This window comes from Streptomyces curacoi, assembly GCF_001513975.1.
In the GTDB taxonomy this organism is placed as follows: Bacteria; Actinomycetota; Actinomycetes; order Streptomycetales; family Streptomycetaceae; genus Streptomyces; species Streptomyces curacoi.
Genome location: NZ_KQ947989.1, coordinates 112,596 through 129,010 on the forward strand (window position 1 = coordinate 112,596; position 16,415 = coordinate 129,010).

Sequence of the window (16,415 nt, forward strand, 5' to 3'; positions counted from 1 at the left end):
ACATCCGCGGGCGGAGGCCGTCGTCTACGGCATGTGGAGATACGGCGTCGTGGTGGTCACCGGCGCGAAGCCGAGCCGCTCCAGGATGGGGCGGCTGGTGCTCATGGCGTCGACCTGGAGGTAGTGGTAGCCGCGCTCCGCGGCGGCGCGGGCCCGGTGGGCGACCAGGGCGCGGTAGATGCCCCGACCGCGCCAGGCCTCGACGGTGCCGCCGCCCCACAGCCCGGCGAACCGGGTGCCGGGCACCAGCTCCATGCGGGCCGCGCTCACCGGTGTGCCGTCTGCCAGCGCGACCACGGCGACCACGGTGTCGGGGTCGGCCGCGAGGCGGGCGAGCAGTTGGTGGCGCAGCCGGGAGCTGTCGGTGCCGAACGCCTTCTCGTGCACCTCCACGACCAGGTCGACGCCCGCCGCGTCGGTCACGGGAAGGATGCGGACGCCCTCCGGCGGCTCGGCGTCCAGGACCGGACCGGCGGCTTCGCCGATCATCAGCGTCTCCTCGGGCTGGGCCGTGAACCCGGCGTCACTGAGCCGTCGGCCGAGGTCCGCGGGCGCGTCGTGGCCGTAGAGCTTCCACTCGAACTCGCGGCCGAACCCGGTGAAGTGGGCGATCTGTTCGGCGATCGCCGCGTCGGCGCTCGCCTCGTCCAGGTCGGTCCACAGGACGCCGTTCCATCCATGGGCCGAGGAGACCTGGCGGACCACGCGCCCGACCCGCTCGACCCGGGCGTCCGGGCTGTCCGGCTGTGCGCCTTCCCGCAGGTCCCGGTCGTACAGGGCCAGTATCGCGACATGATCCATGGGTCCACTCCAGCATCGGGCCTGGCCCACAGCAAGTGATTTACCGGTCCCCACGGCCCGTCCGGCCAAGATGCAGGCGGCAGTCCGCGGCGCCTACGATCGACACAGGACCGAGCGAAACGGAACCCGGACCAGTGGACGGCCCGGTCTCCTCCGAAGGGGGGAGGCGCTGCCTCTTGCTGCCGGCTCAGCGGCTGATGACCGCCTACATCACTCTGGTCGCGCTCGCCACGATCGTCTACATGACGGTCCCCGCCGCCCGTACCCCCGTGTGGGCCGTCATCGGTCTCGCCGGTGTCGCCGCCGTGCCGGCCGGCACGCATCTGTACCGCCCCGCCCACCGCTGGCCGTGGTGGTTCCTGGCGGCCGGTCTGTTCACCTTCGTCGCGGGCGACACGTACTACAACGTGATGGAGGAGTACTTCGCGGCCTCCAACCCCTTCCCCTCCCCCGCCGACGCCTGTTACCTCACCACCTACCCGCTCTTCGCCGTCGGTCTGTCCGGCCTGGTGCGGTACCGCTGGGAGGGCCATGACCTGCCCAGCCTGCTCGACGCACTGATCTTCACCGCCGGACTCGCGCTGCCGGTGTGGGTGTTCCTGGTCCAGCCGCTGACCGAGATCCCGGGGCTGACCTGGCAGCAGCGGGCGATCAGCATCGCGTACCCCCTCGGTGACGTGCTGGTGCTGGCCCTGCTGGCCAGGTTGCTGACACCGAGCCCGGTGACCGGGCACAACCGGTCGGTGGGCCTGCTGGTCGTCGGCACTCTGACGCTGCTCTGCTTCGACATCGCGTACGGGATCCTGCAGCTCAACAGCATGTGGCAGGCGGGGACACTGGTGGACTCCGGGTGGATCGTCTTCTACACCGCGTGGGGCCTGGCCGCCCTGCACCCCGCCATGGTCGAGCTCACCGCCTCCGTGCCCGTGCGCGAGTCCCTGCTGCCGCCGCCGCACCGGTTGCTGATGCTGGCCCTGGCCACCTTCATCGCCCCGGCGATCCTGCTGAACCAGGGGCTGAAGGAAAGGCCGCACGGCGTGCCCGTGATCGCCATCTTCTCCGGTCTGCTGTTCCTGCTGGTCATCCTGCGCCTCACGGGCATGGTCGTGGCCCATCGCAGGGCGGTGACCCGGGAACTGGCGCTCCGCTCGGCGGGGGCCTCGCTGGTCTCCGCGGGCCGGCAGGAGGAGGTCGCGCGCTCCTGCGAGGCGGCCGTCGACCGGCTGCTGGGCCCGAACGTGCGCCACCGCACGCTGCTCCTGCCGACCGAGCGGGCGGTCGGGCTCGCCCGGCCCCGCGCCGAGTTGGTCGCCACCGACACCCTGAACCCCGACGTCGTGGCCGAGCTGGGCGGCCTCCCCTCGGTCCTCGTGTGCCCCTTGACCCCGCCCGACCGTCCGGCCGGGGACATCCCGGGCGTGCTGCTGGTCGCCGGGCCGCCCGGGCGGCTGTCCGAGACGCGGAGCTCCCTGGAGATCCTCGCCTCGCACGCCGGCCTCGCCACGGAACGCGTCGCACTGCGTCAGGAGGTCATCCGCCGGGAGAGCGAGGCGTACTTCCGCACCCTCGTGCGCAACGCCTCCGACGTGATCCTGATCCTGGAGGACGACGACACGATCCGGTACGCGAGCCCGTCCGCCACGTCCGTGTTCGGCGGCACGGACCTGGTCGGCCGGCCGCTGCCGGAGCTGGTCGATCCCCGGCACCGGCACCGGGCGGCCCGGCAGCTGACGGCCGTACGGCAGATCGGGCCGCGGGCGACCCACGACCACTGGTGGGTGCGGCGCCCGGACGGGCAGGTCGAGGTGGAGGTGCGGTGCAGCGACTTCCGCGACGAGCGCACGGTGGCCGGGCTGGTCGTCACCCTGCGGGACGTGACCGAGCAACGCCGGCTGGAGCACGAGCTGACCGAGCGCGCCTTCCACGACTCGCTGACCGGTCTGCCCAACCGGACGCTGCTGCGGGAGCGCATCGAGCGCGCCCTGCTGCGCGGCCGCCGCCAGTCCTCGCTGACCTGTCTGCTCTTCATCGACCTGGACGACTTCAAGCTGGTCAACGACACGCTGGGGCACTCGGCCGGCGACCAGTTGCTGAGGGACGTCGGTGCCCGGCTGTCGCAGACGCTGCGGCGCACCGACACCGCGGCCCGGCTGGGCGGCGACGAGTTCGCCGTGCTGATGGAGGACGCACACCGGCCGCTCGACGCCGAGATGCTGGCCGCGCAGGTGATCCAGACCCTGAGCAGGCCGTTCGCACAGGGCGAGGAGTCGGTGACCGTCTCCGCCAGCGTGGGTGTGGCGACGGCGCACGACAGCACGGACGCCGACGAACTGCTGGGCCACGCCGACCTCGCGCTCTACGCGGCGAAGTCGGCGGGCAAGCGGCAGTGGCGCCGCTTCCAGCCCCTGCTCCGCACCCGCATGCTCCAACGGCACGACCTGCAGAGCCGGCTCGCCCAGGCGGTCGCCGGAAGGAAGTTCGCGCTGCGCTACCAGCCCGTCGTGGACATCACCAAGGGCGAGGTCGTCGGCTTCGAGGCACTGGTCCGCTGGCCGCGCGCCCCGGACCGGCCGGTGCCCCCGGAGCAGTTCATCACTCTGGCCGAGGAGACCGGGCACATCGCCGTGCTGGGGTCGTGGGTGCTGGAGAACGCCGTCAACGACATCGCGGGGCTGCAGCGGCTGTGTCGGCCGGACAGCCCGCCTTACGTCAGTGTGAACGTCTCCGCCCGCCAGTTCCGTGACAGCGGGTTCGTGGACCAGGTCGGCCAGGCGCTGCGGACACCGGGGCTGGCGCCCGGCTCGCTCCAACTGGAGCTCACCGAGACGGTGCTGCTGCGCCGCGACGCCCAGATCCAGGCGGTGCTGCATGCCCTGAAGGAACTGGGCGTGCACATCGCGGTCGACGACTTCGGCACCGGATTCTCCTCGCTGCGGTATCTGCGGGACTTCCCCATCGACGTGCTGAAGATCGACAAGTCGTTCATCGACGACATCGCCCGCGACGCCCAGCAGGTCGCCCTCGTCGAGGGCATCGTCCGCATCGCCGACACGCTGGGACTGCAGGTCATCGCCGAGGGGATCGAGGACGCGGCCCAGCGGGACATCCTCGCGGGCATGGGGTGCCGGTTCGGGCAGGGCTTCCTGTTCGCGCGGCCGCTGACGGTGGAGCAGAGCCGGCAGGTGCTGCGGCGGGACGGAAACCGTTTCGCCCCGGGGTCCGGCGTCCCGGAACGGCCGCCGGACCACCCGGACCTGCCGCTGCGCAGCCGGCGGGAGGTGCGCTGGGCGGACCTCGACCATCTGCGGCGCACCAGCCCCATGAGCGACGCCGTCCTCGACGAGGTGCGGGGCCGGCACATCCGCAGCCGGGACCACTGGCTGATCGACTTCGCCTCCTGCAACTACCTCGGTTTCGACTGGGACCCGGAGATCGCCGCCCGGATCGGGCCCGCCGTACGGCGGTGGGGGACGCACCCGAGCTGGTCGCGGCTGCTGGGCAGTCCGCGGCTGTACCCGCAGATCGAGGAACGGCTCTCGGCGCTGCTGGGCGCCCCGGACACGCTGCTGCTGCCGACGCTGACCCTGATCCACGCCTCGGTGATCCCGGTCCTGGCGGAGGAGGGGCACGTCTTCGTCGAGGCGACCGCGCACCGGACGGTGTACGACGGCTGCCTCGTGGCCCGCGGCCAGGGCGCGACCCTGCGCCGCTTCCACGCCGAACGGCCCGACGAACTCGACGCGCTGCTGGCCTCGGTGCCCGTCGGCGCGCCCCGCCTGGTGTGCCTGGACGGTGTCGACAGCATGACCGGCAACATCGCCGACCTGCCGACGCTGGCCGCGGTGTGCCGCGACCGGGACGCCACGCTGTACATCGACGACGCGCACGGCTTCGGCGTCATCGGCGAGCGCGGCCCCGGCGAGCTCTGTCCGTACGGGATGCGCGGCAACGGTCTGGTCCGGCACACCGGCGAGTCCTACGACCGTATCGTCCTGGTCGCCGGTTTCTCCAAGGCGTACTCCTCCCTGCTGGCGTTCCTCGCCCTGCCGGCCGACCTGAAGAACCGGCTGAAGACGGCCGCCGCGCCCTACCTCTACTCGGGCCCCTCCCCCACGGCGTCCCTGGCCACCGCGCTCGCCGGGCTCGACGTCAACGAGCGGCGCGGTGACGCCCTGCGCGCCGACCTGTACCGCCGGACGGTCCGGGTGCTCGACCACCTGGACGCCCTGGGTGTGGGCACCCTCAACCGCGACCGGCTGCCCATCGTCGAGATCCCGCTCGCCGACCCGGCCGACCTCGACTCGGTCGCGGCGTTCCTGTGGGAGGAAGGCATCTATGTGACGCTGGCCGCCTATCCCCTCGTGCCGCGCGACCGGGTGGGTTTCCGCGTCCAGATCACGGCGCTCAACTCGGACGACGACATCGGCCGGCTGACCGCCACCCTGACCCGTCTGTCCGCGCGCTTCCCACTGCGCCCGAAGAGCTGGGCCGGACGATGATCACGCACAACGACGACGTGGACTGGGACCGCTGGCCGGTGGCGGACTATCTGGCGGAGAACTACCGCGACCTGCACCCCGCCGACGCGGCCGTCATCGCCCATCACTCGGCGTTCTACCGACGCCTCGCACCCCGTTCCCTCGGCTGTTCGGTGGAGTTCGGGGCCGGCCCCAACCTGTATCCGCTCATCCTCGCGTCCGCCGCGAGCCGGCGGATCGACGCCGTGGAGGCGGGGGCCGGCAATGTCGCCTATCTGGAACGGCAGATCCTCGACGAGCCCGACGCGAGCTGGCTGCCGTTCCACGCGCTGTGTCGCCGGCTGAACCCCGGCCTGCCCGCCACCCTGGCCGGGGCGCTGGCTCAGGTGAACGTCGTGCACGCGGACGTCCGTGCCCTCCCGCCCGGCGGCTACGACCTGGCGTCCATGCACTTCGTCGCCGAGGGTGCCACCGAGGACCGCGCCGAGTTCGCCGACTTCTGCCGGGCGTTCGTCCGCTGTGTGGTGCCGGGCGGGTACCTGGTGGCGGCCTTCATGGAGAACATGCCGACCTACCGCGTCGGACCCGCCTCACGCTGGCCGGGCTGCCCGGTGAACCCGGACATCGTCCGGGAGGTCTTCACACCGCTGACCCGCGAGCTGAGCGTCACCCGCATCGACGCCGACCCGACGCTGCCGGACTACGGGGACACCGGAATGGTGCTGCTGGAGGGACGTACCCGCTAGCCCAGTTCCAGGGTGGTGACGCCGAAGACGCGCTCTTGGGCGTACGGCCGTACCGGGCCCGTGTACATACGGGCCGTCTCGAAGGAGGGCGTGAAGCCGGCCTCCTCGGCGAGGGCGAGGGCCGCCGGGTTGGTCTCGGGCACGTCGATGGCGACCTCGCGGCCGGCCGCCTCGGCGGTCAGGGCGGCGAACAGGGCCCGTGCGTCCTCGGCGGTGTCGGCGAAGAGCGGGCCGATGCGCGGGCAGTGGTGGCCGGGGCGGATCACGCCGTAGCCGGTGACGCGGTCGCCGGTACGGCGGACGACGGCGTGGTGTCCGGGGCCGGTGAGCCAGTGCGCGAGGAAGCGGGGGCGGTCGGCGGGGGTGCAGGTGCCGTCGTACGCGGTGAGGTCGTCGACGTCCTCGGGCCGTACGACCCGGATGCCCGCCGGCGCCTCGGCGGTGGGCGCGGTTCCGGTGTACCGGATGGTGCGGTGGGCGGGCTCGAAGCCGGAGCGGCGGTAGTTGTCCTGCTGGGCGACGACTCCGTCGAGGCCGATCGTGCGGCTTCCGGCGTGGGCCAGGGCGGTCTTCCAGGTGGTGAGGCCGTGGCCGCGGCCGCGCAGGTCGGGGCGGACCAGATAGCAGCCGAGGAAGGCGTAGTCGGTGCCGTAGTTGACGACGGAGATCGCGGAGACGGGCTCGCCGTCGATCCGGCCGAGGAAGAACCCGTCGGGATCCTGCGCGAAGAAGGCCGGTCCGTCGGCGAGTCCCGGGTTCCAGCCCTCGTCGGCGGCCCATCCGCTGATCACCGGCCAGTCCGCGAGGCGGGCCCGGGTGACGACGAGCTCTTCGGGGGCCGCAGAGGCCATGGGTGCGCTCCATTCCGTGGGGGGTCGCGTGCGCGCGGTGACCGACCGCGCCCGCAGCATCCTCGCGGATCACCGGGGAGGTCGTCACGGCATGATCAAGCCGTTGCCGCTCCAGGGGGCATGGTCGGACAGACGTTCGCACGACGACCGACCCCACCGTCCATCCGCCCGGTGGTGCCGGCACTGACCCCACGCACACCAGGGCCACGGCCGGCCAAGCGTCCGCACGACGGCCGACCCCACCGTCCATCCGCCCGGTGGTGCCGGTCGCGCCGCGCGAGGCGTGAGGTCACGCACCGCCTTCGGGCGGAAGCGCCGATACAGGACAGCCCCGCCCGGGAAGCCACGAGGGCCGGCCGCGGCCGGCACCCCTTCGGCAGTGCACTGACCCCACGCACACCAGGGCCACGGTCGGCCAAACGTCCGCACGACGACCGGCCCCACCGTTCGTTCACCCGGTAGGGCCGGTCGCACTGCGCGAAGCGTGAGGTCAGCGCACCGCCTTCGGGCGGAAGCGCCGGTACAGGACGGCTCCGCCCAGGACGAGGACCGCGCTGCCCGCCACGGCGGAGAGGGCCTGGTCCGCTCCCGTGTGGGCGAGCGAGACCTCGGGGCCGCGGGGGGCGGGCGCGGGCGGCGCCGGCCGGGGCTGGCGCGTCTTCGGCGGTGTGGACGGCTTCGGCGTCGGCCGCGTGGTGGGAGGGCGGTCGCCCGGGGTGTTCACGGACTCGTTGCCGGTCGCCGGGTTGCCGACGCCGACCACGTTCACCGAGTTGCCGCTGACGTTCACCGGGAGGTGGACCGGGAGCTGCACGACGTTGCCGGACGCGACTCCGGGTGAATCCTTTCCGCGTCCTTCGGCCGTGGCGCCGCTGGACGAGGCACCGCCCGGCTTGCTTGCCGCGCCCTTGTTGGCGCAGCTGTTGCCCGTGGCCGGGTTGAGCAGCCCCACCACGTTCACGGTGTTCCCGCACACGTTCACCGGGACGTGCACCGGGAGCTGGATGGTGTTGCCGGAGATCAGCCCGGGCGAGTCGGCCGCGGCACCGTGCGCGGCCGAGTCGGCGAACGCCGGCATCGTCACGGCCATCGCGCCCGAGGCGGCGGCAATGGCGATCACACCGTTTCGGGTAACCCGTCTCATAGGTTCCCTGCCTTCCAGACATGGTCGCGGGCACTCACCCGCACCGGATAAAACGCAGGCGAACCATCCGAGTTATGGCTTATCGGCCATTCACCCCATCGAGTGGCAGGGTTGTCGAACTAGCGGTAAAAACATCCGTTGGCCGCGCAAAGGGCGAAGCGTACGACGGCCCGGGCGGTCCCGCTCGTCCGGAGGCGCGTGTTCCAGGGCCCGCTTATCGTGATCGAGGACGCCGCTTCCCGGTCCGCGACGGGCGTCCCAGGAGGCTTCGATGCTCGCCAAGCTGTCAACGCGGCCCACGCTGAGGCGCTGCGCGGTCACCGGCGCGCTCGGCCTGGCCCTGCTCGGCACGGGCCTGCCGGCGGCCAGGGACAAGGCCGAACCCGACCTCACCCGCTTCTACCGGCAGAAGGTCACCTGGGCCAAGTGCCCGGGCGACGGCCTGCCGAAGGATCTGCAGTGCGGCAAGGTCACGGTCCCCCTCGACTACGCCCGCCCCCGCGCGGGGACGCTCGATCTGGCGCTCGCCCGCTACCGGGCCACCGGCGACAAACAGGGCTCGGTGCTGCTCAACTTCGGCGGGCCGGGCGGCGCGGGCATCCCCGAATTCGCCTCCGGCGGCAAGGACTTCATGGAGCTGACCGACGGCTACGACATCGTGACCTTCGATCCGCGCGGCGTCGGCAGGTCCTCGCCGGTCAGCTGCGGGGACGGCGAGGAGAACGTCGACGTGCCGGAGGACGGCACGGACCTCGGCCGCGATCCGCGGTCCGTCCTCGACCAGTTGAAGAAGGCGGCCGAGGCATGCGCCCGGCACTCCGGGCCGGTGCTCCCCCACATCGGCACGGTCAACGCCTCGCGCGACCTGGACGTGATCCGCCAGGCCCTCGGCGACAAGAGGCTCAACTACCTGGGTTTCTCCTACGGAACGCGGCTCGGCGCGGTGTACGCCGCCCAGTTCCCCGAAAAGGTCGGCCGGTTGGTGCTCGACGGCGTGGACACGCTGACCGAACCGCTGACCGAACAGGGAGTCGCGGGCGCCAAGGGACAGCAGAAGGCGCTGGAGGAGTTCATCAACTGGTGCGTGAAGGACATCGCCTGCCCGTTCGGACAGGACGCGCGCGAGGCCCGCAAGCAGGTCGTACGCCTCGTCGACTCGCTGGACGAGGACCCGGTCCCCACGGCCTTCGGTGAGCCCTTCACCGGGCAGGACCTGGTCGGCGCCATAGGACAGGCGCTCTACAGCGAGGAGTTGTGGCCCTCCCTGGAGCGGGCGCTCGCCTCGCTGGTCGAGGACGGCGACACGCACGCCATCGAGTCCTTCGCCACCGGCGGGGCCGCGCCTGCCGAGCCCGGGAGCCGGGAGGAGACCGAGGAGCCCGACGGCGGTCTCGTCGCCGACGAGGAGATCCCCCTCGACAACGCCCCCGCTGCCCTGATGGCGATCAACTGCGCGGACGACCCCGACCGCCCCACCGCCGAGCAGATCATCGGCGGTCTCGACCGGCTGCGCGCCGAGTACGAGCAGGCGTCGCCGGTCTTCGGCCACTACCGGCTCACCGGGGTGCTGATGTGCTACGGCCGCCCCCGGGGCACGGACTTCATCCGCGACGAGGTGAAGAACGTGGACACGCCGAAGATGCTCCTGGTGGGCACCCGCGGCGACCCGGCGACGCCGTACCGCTGGACCGAGGAGACGGCCAGGCGCCTGGGCTCCTCGGCCGTGGTCCTCGACAACAAGGGCAGCGGCCACACCGGATACGCCTCGTCCAAGTGCGTGCACCGCAAGGTCGACGCATTCCTGCTGTACGGCACGCTGCCGCCCGACGGCAGCTCCTGCGGGCCGGAGGACGGCCGGGAGTAGGCCCGGGAGCAGGCCCCGGACGTGCGAGGGAATTGCCCCTAATGCCCGATCGGTGAATCGGTCCTATCGTGCTGTTATGGAGCACGCACTCAGTCCCACGACCCTCACCGAGCTGCGGCGCCCGCGCCCCTATCCGGCCGTGTCCGTGCTGACGCCCACCCATCGCCGAGAGCCCTATCGGGCCCAGGACCAGGTCCGGCTGCGCAATGTCGTGGCCGAGGCGAAGAAACAGCTGGAGGCCGATCCCTCGGTCACCCGCGAACGACGGGCGGAGGTCGAGCGACAGCTCGACCAGGCCCTCGCCGAGGTCGATCTCACCTATGCCGAGGACGGTCTGGTGATCTTCGCCGCTCCGGGCGAACACCAGGTGTGGTCCCTCGCCCGCACGGTGCCCGAGCGCGTGGTGCTCTCGGACACCTTCCTGACCCGCAACCTCGTCTCCGCGCACGCCGCCGAGCGGCCGTACTGGGTGCTCTCGGTCTCCGCCGACCGCGTCACCCTGTGGAACGGCACCCTGGACCGCGTCACCGAGGCCCGCGTCGGCGGCTTCCCGCTGACCAGGGGCGTCGAGAACTTCGACGCCGAGCGCCAGGAGCGGATCGGCGACATGCCGAGCACGTTCCGCGACGAGGGCACCCGCCACTTCCTCAAGGACGCGGACTCCGCCATGAGCGCGATCCTCCGGCGCGATCCACGGCCGGTGTACATCACCGGCGAGCCGGCGGCGCTGTCCCTGCTGGACGAGATCGGCGGCGTCACCAAGGACGCCGTGCACATCCAGCACGGCGGGCTCGCGCACGGCACGCGCGAGGCGGTGTGGCAGGCCGTCCGGCCGCGGATCACCGCCGAGAACCGCAGGAACGCCGACGCGGTGACGCGGGAACTCGTCGCCGCCCGTGGCCGCAAGGCGTTCGCGGCCGGTGTCGACGAGGTCTGGCGCAGCGCCCGCGAGGGCCGGATCCGCCTGCTGGCCGTCGAGGAGAACTACCGGGTGACGGTGCGCGCCGAGGGCGGCGACCATCTGATCCCGGCCGACAGCGGCGACCTCGACGCCCGCGAGGACATCGTGGACGAGATCGTCGAGCAGTGCCTGGAGACCGGTGCCGAGGTCCGTTTCGTACCGGACGGCACGCTGAGCGACACCCAGGGGATCGCCGGGGTGCTGCGGTACTGACACGGGAGCGGCGAGGAGGCGGCGGCAGCAGCAGCCCGGCGCCTCCTCACACGCTGCCGAAGAGCGCGCTGAGGCCCCGCTCGACGACCGCCCCGAGGTCCTCCTCGCCGGCCGCGACCACCGCGTACGTCCGCAGCAGGAAGCGGTTGAGGGCGGCGGTGTCGAACTGGAGCAGGGCCATGCCGTAGGGCGAGTGCAGCTCCAGGACCGTACGCTCCTCACCGCACGGCCAGATGTGCACGTCACCGTCACCGGCCGGCCCGCGCAGCCCCGTCTCCAGCAGGCTGCGGGCGAAGGTCCAGGTGGCGCCCCGGCCGTCGAGAGAGACCTCGCCCGGGAAGTCGATGTGCACCGCCAGCGGGTCCGTGGAGGCGTAGCGCAGCTTGGCGGGGACGGGGAGTTCACGCTCCCCGCCGGTGATCAGGCGGGCACGGGCGGGCTGCTCGAGGGCGATGTCCATGGGCGGTCTCCCCTGCGGTCGGAGGTCGGACGGTGATTGCCGCTGTGCCTTTAGGACCCCGCAGACGCCCTTCGCATTACACCGAAGCGGACATCATTTATGTGAGCTGCATCACCCCCGAAGAATGCAACCCCCGAACCGACGCCCTGCGCCGCCACACCCCTGGAACATCCGACCGTCGAACACTCGAATGAGCGCCGCACAATCGGCCCAACGGACCGTCAAATCACGTACCGGGCCTACGACTTGATCCACCGCGTGACGTACGCCATGCGCAGGCCGCGACCCCTCCGTGGAGACTCTGGCATATGCCGGACGCACCACCGTATCGGGTGTTGCCAAATCCCTTACAGGGCGTCGCGGGCTGTGCAACAGTCGTAACCGGTCCTTCCGTCAGCCTTGGTCGTACCGTCCTCGCATCGGAGTGCGTCATGCCGTCCCATCTCTCTGCGGACCGCCCCGCCGCTCAGCCGCCCGGACGCGGCTCGGTCGACGCGCTCATATCGCAGACGCGACGGCTCAGGGGCGATGTCGACGCCGTACGACGGGACACGCAGAGCGACGGTTCGGACCCGCGGGAGCGCTGGCAGCGGGCGCTGTGCGACCTCGCACTGCACCAGCTCAACGACCTCGACGAGCACCTGGCGCAACTGCGGGACGGCCCGGCCCCCGGCTCCCCGGCACCCGTGGAACCGTCCACCGACCGGGCCGTGCCGTCCGCTCCCCGGCGTGGCTCGCTGCTCAGCCGGGTCGGCAGCGCGGAGTGGAACCTGCTGACGGACGAGGTGAGTTGGTCCGGCGAGCTCTACCAGATCCTCGGGCGGGACCCCGCCGCTCCGCCGCTCACGCTGGACGAGCTGCCGTCCCTGGTGTTCGAGGAGGACCGGCCGAAGCTGACGGCGATGGTCACCGGCTGCCTCGTCGACGCCAAGCCCATCGACGGGGAGTTCCGGATCGTCCGGCCGGACGGCGAGGTCCGGACGGTGCACATGATGGGCGAGCCCGTGCTCGACACTGACGGCAGCACCGCCTCGATGTGGGCCGTGCTGCGGGACGTCAGCGAACTGCGCCGCAGCCAGCGGGCGGTGAGCGAGACCCGTGACTCGCTCCAGCGCCACCGGCACCAGGCGCAGACCGAGCACCGGCTCGCGGTCGAGCTGCAGGAAGCCGTGCTACCGCCATGGCGCGGCTCCCTGCGGCTCCCGCACCAGGGGCCTCGGACACTGGACCTCGCGGCCCACCGGCTGCCGTCGTCGACCAGCGCGCTGATCGGCGGCGACTGGTACGACACGCTCGAACTGGCCGACGGCCAAACCCTGTTGAGCGTCGGCGACCTCACCGGCCACGGCGTCGCCGTCGCGTCGGGCATGGCGACCCTGCTGGGCGCCGTGCGCGGCATGGCGATGGCGGGGACCCAGCCCGGGCAACTGATGTCCTGGCTCAACCAGTTACTCGACGCCACCGTCCAGCCCGCCCTCGGCAGCGCCGTCTGCTGCCGCTACCGACCGCAGACCCGCACCCTGACCTGGGCGCAGGCCGGACACCCCGCCCCGCTGCTGTTCCGCGACGGGACGGGGCGCAGCCTGAACGCGCCGAACGGCGTCCTGCTCGGCGCCACCTCGGGCGCCGTCTACACACAGGCCGAAGAGACCCTGGAGGTGGGCGACCTGCTCCTGCTGCACACGGGCGGACTGGTGCCGGGGCACAGCGGAGCCGACTCCGCGAACCGCATCCTCGACCTGGGCCCACGCTTCGCCGAGGCACGTACCGCACAGGACTGCCTGCGGCTGGTCGTGGAGGAGTTCGGCGAGAGCGAGCGCGAGGACGACGCCTGCGTGCTCGTGGCCAGGGTGACGTCCTAGAACTCACCGGAAGCAAGGCCTGGAACTTACGGGAACCGAGCAGGCGCACAGTCCCCCTATGCCTGTGCGCTTTCGCCGCCGGGCTTCTTCGCCTTGGGCAGCGCCAACCGGATCTCCTCCCGCAGTTCGTGGATCTTCGGATAGCTGGAGTACTCCGCGGTGAGCCGGTACATCTGCCGCAGCCGGTCCCAGGTGCGCCCTGAGGAGTTCGAGCCCATCGACATCAGGGCCAGCCGTGCGTACCGGTCCGCCTGTTCGGGGTCGTCCGCGATGAAGCAGGCGGACGCCATGGACAGATGGTCGAAGATCTTCGACCGCTCCCGGCCGTCGACCCGCAGGGCAAGGGCCTTCTCCGCGTAGTGCTGGGCGTGCACGGCCGCGCCCGGCTCGAACTCGGCCAGCGTGCGGTAGGCCAGGGCCTGCATGCCGTACAGATCCTCGTCCTTGAAGGTCTGCATCCAGCTCGGTGGCGGTACGTCGCTCCTGTCGGAGACGAAGAGGTCCTCCGCCTGACCCAGGGTGCGGCGCATGGCCTGGCCCTTGCCCATCGACGCCTGTGCCCAGGCCTCGATGGTGTGGAACATCGCCTTGGTGCGCGGCAGTACCTGGTCGCCGGAGCCGGACTGGGCGAGTTTCATCAGGTCGAGTGCGTCGTCGGGCCGGCCCAGGTGCACCATCTGGCGAGCCGCTCGGGAGAGCGCCTCCCCGGCGCGGGGCCGGTCGCCGCCCTCTCTCGCGGCATGGGCGGCGATGACGAAGTACTTCTGGGCCGTGGGTTCCAGGCCGACGTCGTGCGACATCCAGCCCGCGAGGACGGCGAGGTTGGCGGCGACGCCCCACAGGCGCCGCTGCAGATGGTCGGGGTGACGGTAGGCGAGCATGCCGCCCACCTCGTTGAGTTGCCCTACGACTGCCTTGCGCTGCAGCCCGCCGCCGCGGGCCGCGTCCCAGGCCCGGAACACCTCGACCGAGCGCTCCAGTTCCTCGATCTCCTGGGACCCGATGGGGGCGGCCTCGTAGCGGTCGAACCCGGCGGGGTCGGCGTGCAGGGGGTCGTCGAACTGGGGGGCGTCGGCCTTGAGGGCCGGGTCGGTGTGCAGCCAGTCGTGCATGGCGCTGCTGAGTGCGGATCCCGCGGCGAGCGCGGCACCCGCGCCCACCAAGCCGCGTCGGTTGAGCATGAGGTCCATTCCCGTGAATTCGGTGAGGACCGCGGCGGTCCGTTCGGGCGCCCACGGCACACCGTCGGGATGCTCCACACTCCCGCCGTCCTGCCGTTTCCCCGCACGCCCGTGCCGGACCAGACCGAGGTCCTCGATGGTCACGACACGGCCGAGACGCTCGGTGAACAGGGCCGCCAGCACCCGCGGCACGGGATCGCGCGGGATCTCTCCCATGTCGATCCACCGCCGCACCCGCGAGGTGTCGGTCGCCAGCTGGGGGTGGCCCATGGCCGCCGCCTGCCGGTTGACCAGCCTCGCGAGTTCGCCCTTGGACCAGCCGGCCAGGCCGAACAGGTCCGCCAGGCGGGTGTTGGGTTCTCCGCTCACGTCAAGCCCCCAGGTTCTCGGCTGAGTTGACAGTAGCCCGGTGCAAGTTGCCCCGGGACTATTCGCCAGGGTTCGCCAGGGTGCGCCAGATGGTCTGCCACCGGGCATCGGGTGTCAGGTAGGAACGCGCCACCCCGACCCGGTCGCCTTCTCGCTACGGCTGGTGCATTCCCCAGGGTGCACCCGGGCGGCCGGTTCGGGCAGCGCTTTGACGTCGCAGGCACACGAAGGGATCTGTATCTCCCATGTACGCAGCATCGTCCTCCGTGTCCGCCCCGCCCCGGCCGCTGCGTGCCCGCCCGGCGGGCAGCGGCCCCTACCTCGATCCCGCGCGGCCGGCGGCCGCTCCCGTGCTCGGTGCGGGCCGGGCGCGGCGCCCCGCGGGGCTCGGCACCCAACCGCTCAGCGGGAGACTCGACTTGTCCGGCCCTCAGGGCGCCCAGCTGCGTACGGCGATCGCGTCGGTGCACCGGATCTGCCCGGAGTTCGCCCCGGTGCAGGTACTGCGCCGCAGCGGACGGTCCGTGCTCCTGGTCGGCACGACCGGACGCAGCACGGCCGTCGCCAAGTGTTTACTGGACCACTCCCCAGTGTGGGCCGAGCGGATCCGGCACGAGATAGCTGCATACCGCTCGTTCGTCCGGCACCGCCCCCCGGTGCGGGTGCCGAGACTGATCGCGGCGGATCCGGACAACTGCACACTGGTCATCGAGCGGATGCCGGGCCGGGTGGCGGCACTGCAGCGGCACCCGCTGGAGACGCCGCCGCGTGCGGACATCAGGGCGGCACTCGGAGCGATCTGCCGGCTCAACGCGTGGCGCCCGCCGGCGGGCACGTTCGACGCACCGCTGGACTACGCGACCCGGATCTCCCGCTATCACGAGCTGGGGCTGCTCACCGACCGGGACCTGGGTGATCTGCAGAAGCTGCTGCACGGCATCGCCAAGAGCGCGGGCCGGCAGGGCATGGGCCAGTTCTGCCACGGCGACGCACTGCTCTCGAACATCCTGCTCTCACCGGCCGGTCCAGTGCTGGTGGACTGGGAGCACGCGGGCTGGTACCTGCCGGGCTACGACCTGGCGACGCTGTGGGCGGTGCTCGGGGACGCGCCGGTGGCCCGGCGGCAGATCAGCCAGATCGCCCAGTCGGCGGGTCCGGCTTCCCGGGACGCGTTCCTGGTGAACCTGATGCTCGTGCTGACCCGGGAGATCCGTACCTATGAGACGGCCGTGCAGCGTTCGATGCACGACACGGCCCCGGCGGCACCGGGTCAGGCCCACCCGGGTGCTGCGCCGTCCGGCGAGGAACAGCGGCTGCTGCTGAGGCGGCTGCACGACGACTGCCAACTGGCCCGACGGGCCGTGCGCGCGGCGGTCGGCACTCGCTGACGGGGACGGTGGCCCGCGGTGCGCCCTGGACATCGGCGCACCGCGGGCCTTCGTATGTACGGCGGAATCGTCGACCCCGGGTCCGCCGCCACGAAAC

At 71.9% G+C, this 16,415-nt stretch carries 11 protein-coding genes; 6 read left to right on the forward strand and 5 right to left on the reverse strand.

The features are described from left to right. Nucleotides 1-24 precede the first annotated feature (24 nt). Nucleotides 25-801 (reverse strand): GNAT family N-acetyltransferase, encoded by a 777-nt coding sequence (locus AQI70_RS20790; protein ID WP_062152276.1) that lies wholly within the window; start codon nt 799-801, stop codon nt 25-27. Between the two features lie 176 nt (nt 802-977). On the opposite strand from AQI70_RS20790, the gene AQI70_RS20795 reads away from it, so the two are divergent. Together AQI70_RS20795 and AQI70_RS20800 are read left to right on the forward strand one after the other, a co-directional pair. Then, entirely contained in the window at nt 978-5,300 is a 4,323-nt protein-coding gene (locus AQI70_RS20795) for an aminotransferase class I/II-fold pyridoxal phosphate-dependent enzyme (protein ID WP_425264624.1), read from the forward strand. After that, nucleotides 5,297-6,025: a hypothetical protein gene (locus AQI70_RS20800; RefSeq protein WP_062152278.1), complete on the forward strand. Its 729-nt coding sequence runs from the start codon at nt 5,297-5,299 to the stop codon at nt 6,023-6,025. Before AQI70_RS20795 ends, AQI70_RS20800 begins: the two co-directional genes overlap by 4 nt. Here AQI70_RS20800 and AQI70_RS20805 read toward each other — a convergent pair. Together AQI70_RS20805 and AQI70_RS20810 are read right to left on the reverse strand one after the other, a co-directional pair. Beyond that, nucleotides 6,022-6,876 carry a GNAT family N-acetyltransferase gene (locus AQI70_RS20805; RefSeq protein ID WP_062152280.1) on the reverse strand — a complete coding sequence of 285 codons (855 nt, stop codon included), beginning with the start codon at nt 6,874-6,876 and terminating at the stop codon, nt 6,022-6,024. The genes AQI70_RS20800 and AQI70_RS20805 overlap by 4 nt on opposite strands. A 490-nt stretch (nt 6,877-7,366) precedes the next feature. Next, nucleotides 7,367-8,020, reverse strand: coding sequence for a chaplin (locus tag AQI70_RS20810; RefSeq protein ID WP_062152282.1), 654 nt, complete (start codon nt 8,018-8,020; stop codon nt 7,367-7,369). Between the two features lie 271 nt (nt 8,021-8,291). On the opposite strand from AQI70_RS20810, the gene AQI70_RS20815 reads away from it, so the two are divergent. Both AQI70_RS20815 and AQI70_RS20820 read left to right on the forward strand, forming a co-directional pair. Beyond that, nucleotides 8,292-9,884 (forward strand): alpha/beta hydrolase, encoded by a 1,593-nt coding sequence (locus AQI70_RS20815; protein WP_062152284.1) that lies wholly within the window; start codon nt 8,292-8,294, stop codon nt 9,882-9,884. Nucleotides 9,885-9,960: 76 nt separating this feature from the next. Next, nucleotides 9,961-11,058 carry a baeRF3 domain-containing protein gene (locus tag AQI70_RS20820; RefSeq protein WP_062152286.1) on the forward strand — a complete coding sequence of 366 codons (1,098 nt, stop codon included), beginning with the start codon at nt 9,961-9,963 and terminating at the stop codon, nt 11,056-11,058. 46 nt (nt 11,059-11,104) lie between these two features. Here AQI70_RS20820 and AQI70_RS20825 read toward each other — a convergent pair whose 3' ends face one another. Continuing rightward, nucleotides 11,105-11,518, reverse strand: a complete 414-nt coding sequence (locus AQI70_RS20825; protein ID WP_062152289.1) for an SsgA family sporulation/cell division regulator — start codon at nt 11,516-11,518, stop codon at nt 11,105-11,107. A 431-nt stretch (nt 11,519-11,949) separates the two neighbouring features. Here AQI70_RS20825 and AQI70_RS20830 point away from each other — a divergent pair, with 431 nt between their 5' ends. After that, on the forward strand, nt 11,950-13,380 hold the full coding sequence (locus AQI70_RS20830; protein WP_062152291.1) for a PP2C family protein-serine/threonine phosphatase: 1,431 nt from the start codon (nt 11,950-11,952) through the stop codon (nt 13,378-13,380). Nucleotides 13,381-13,436: 56 nt separating this feature from the next. Here AQI70_RS20830 and AQI70_RS20835 read toward each other — a convergent pair whose 3' ends face one another. Further along, nucleotides 13,437-14,930: a DNA-binding protein NsdB gene (locus tag AQI70_RS20835; RefSeq protein WP_062152293.1), complete on the reverse strand. Its 1,494-nt coding sequence runs from the start codon at nt 14,928-14,930 to the stop codon at nt 13,437-13,439. A gap of 245 nt (nt 14,931-15,175) precedes the next feature. On the opposite strand from AQI70_RS20835, the gene AQI70_RS20840 reads away from it, so the two are divergent. Then, a complete protein-coding gene (locus tag AQI70_RS20840; RefSeq protein ID WP_062152296.1) occupies nt 15,176-16,318 on the forward strand; it encodes an aminoglycoside phosphotransferase family protein in 1,143 nt (380 codons plus the stop codon). Nucleotides 16,319-16,415 lie beyond the last annotated feature (97 nt).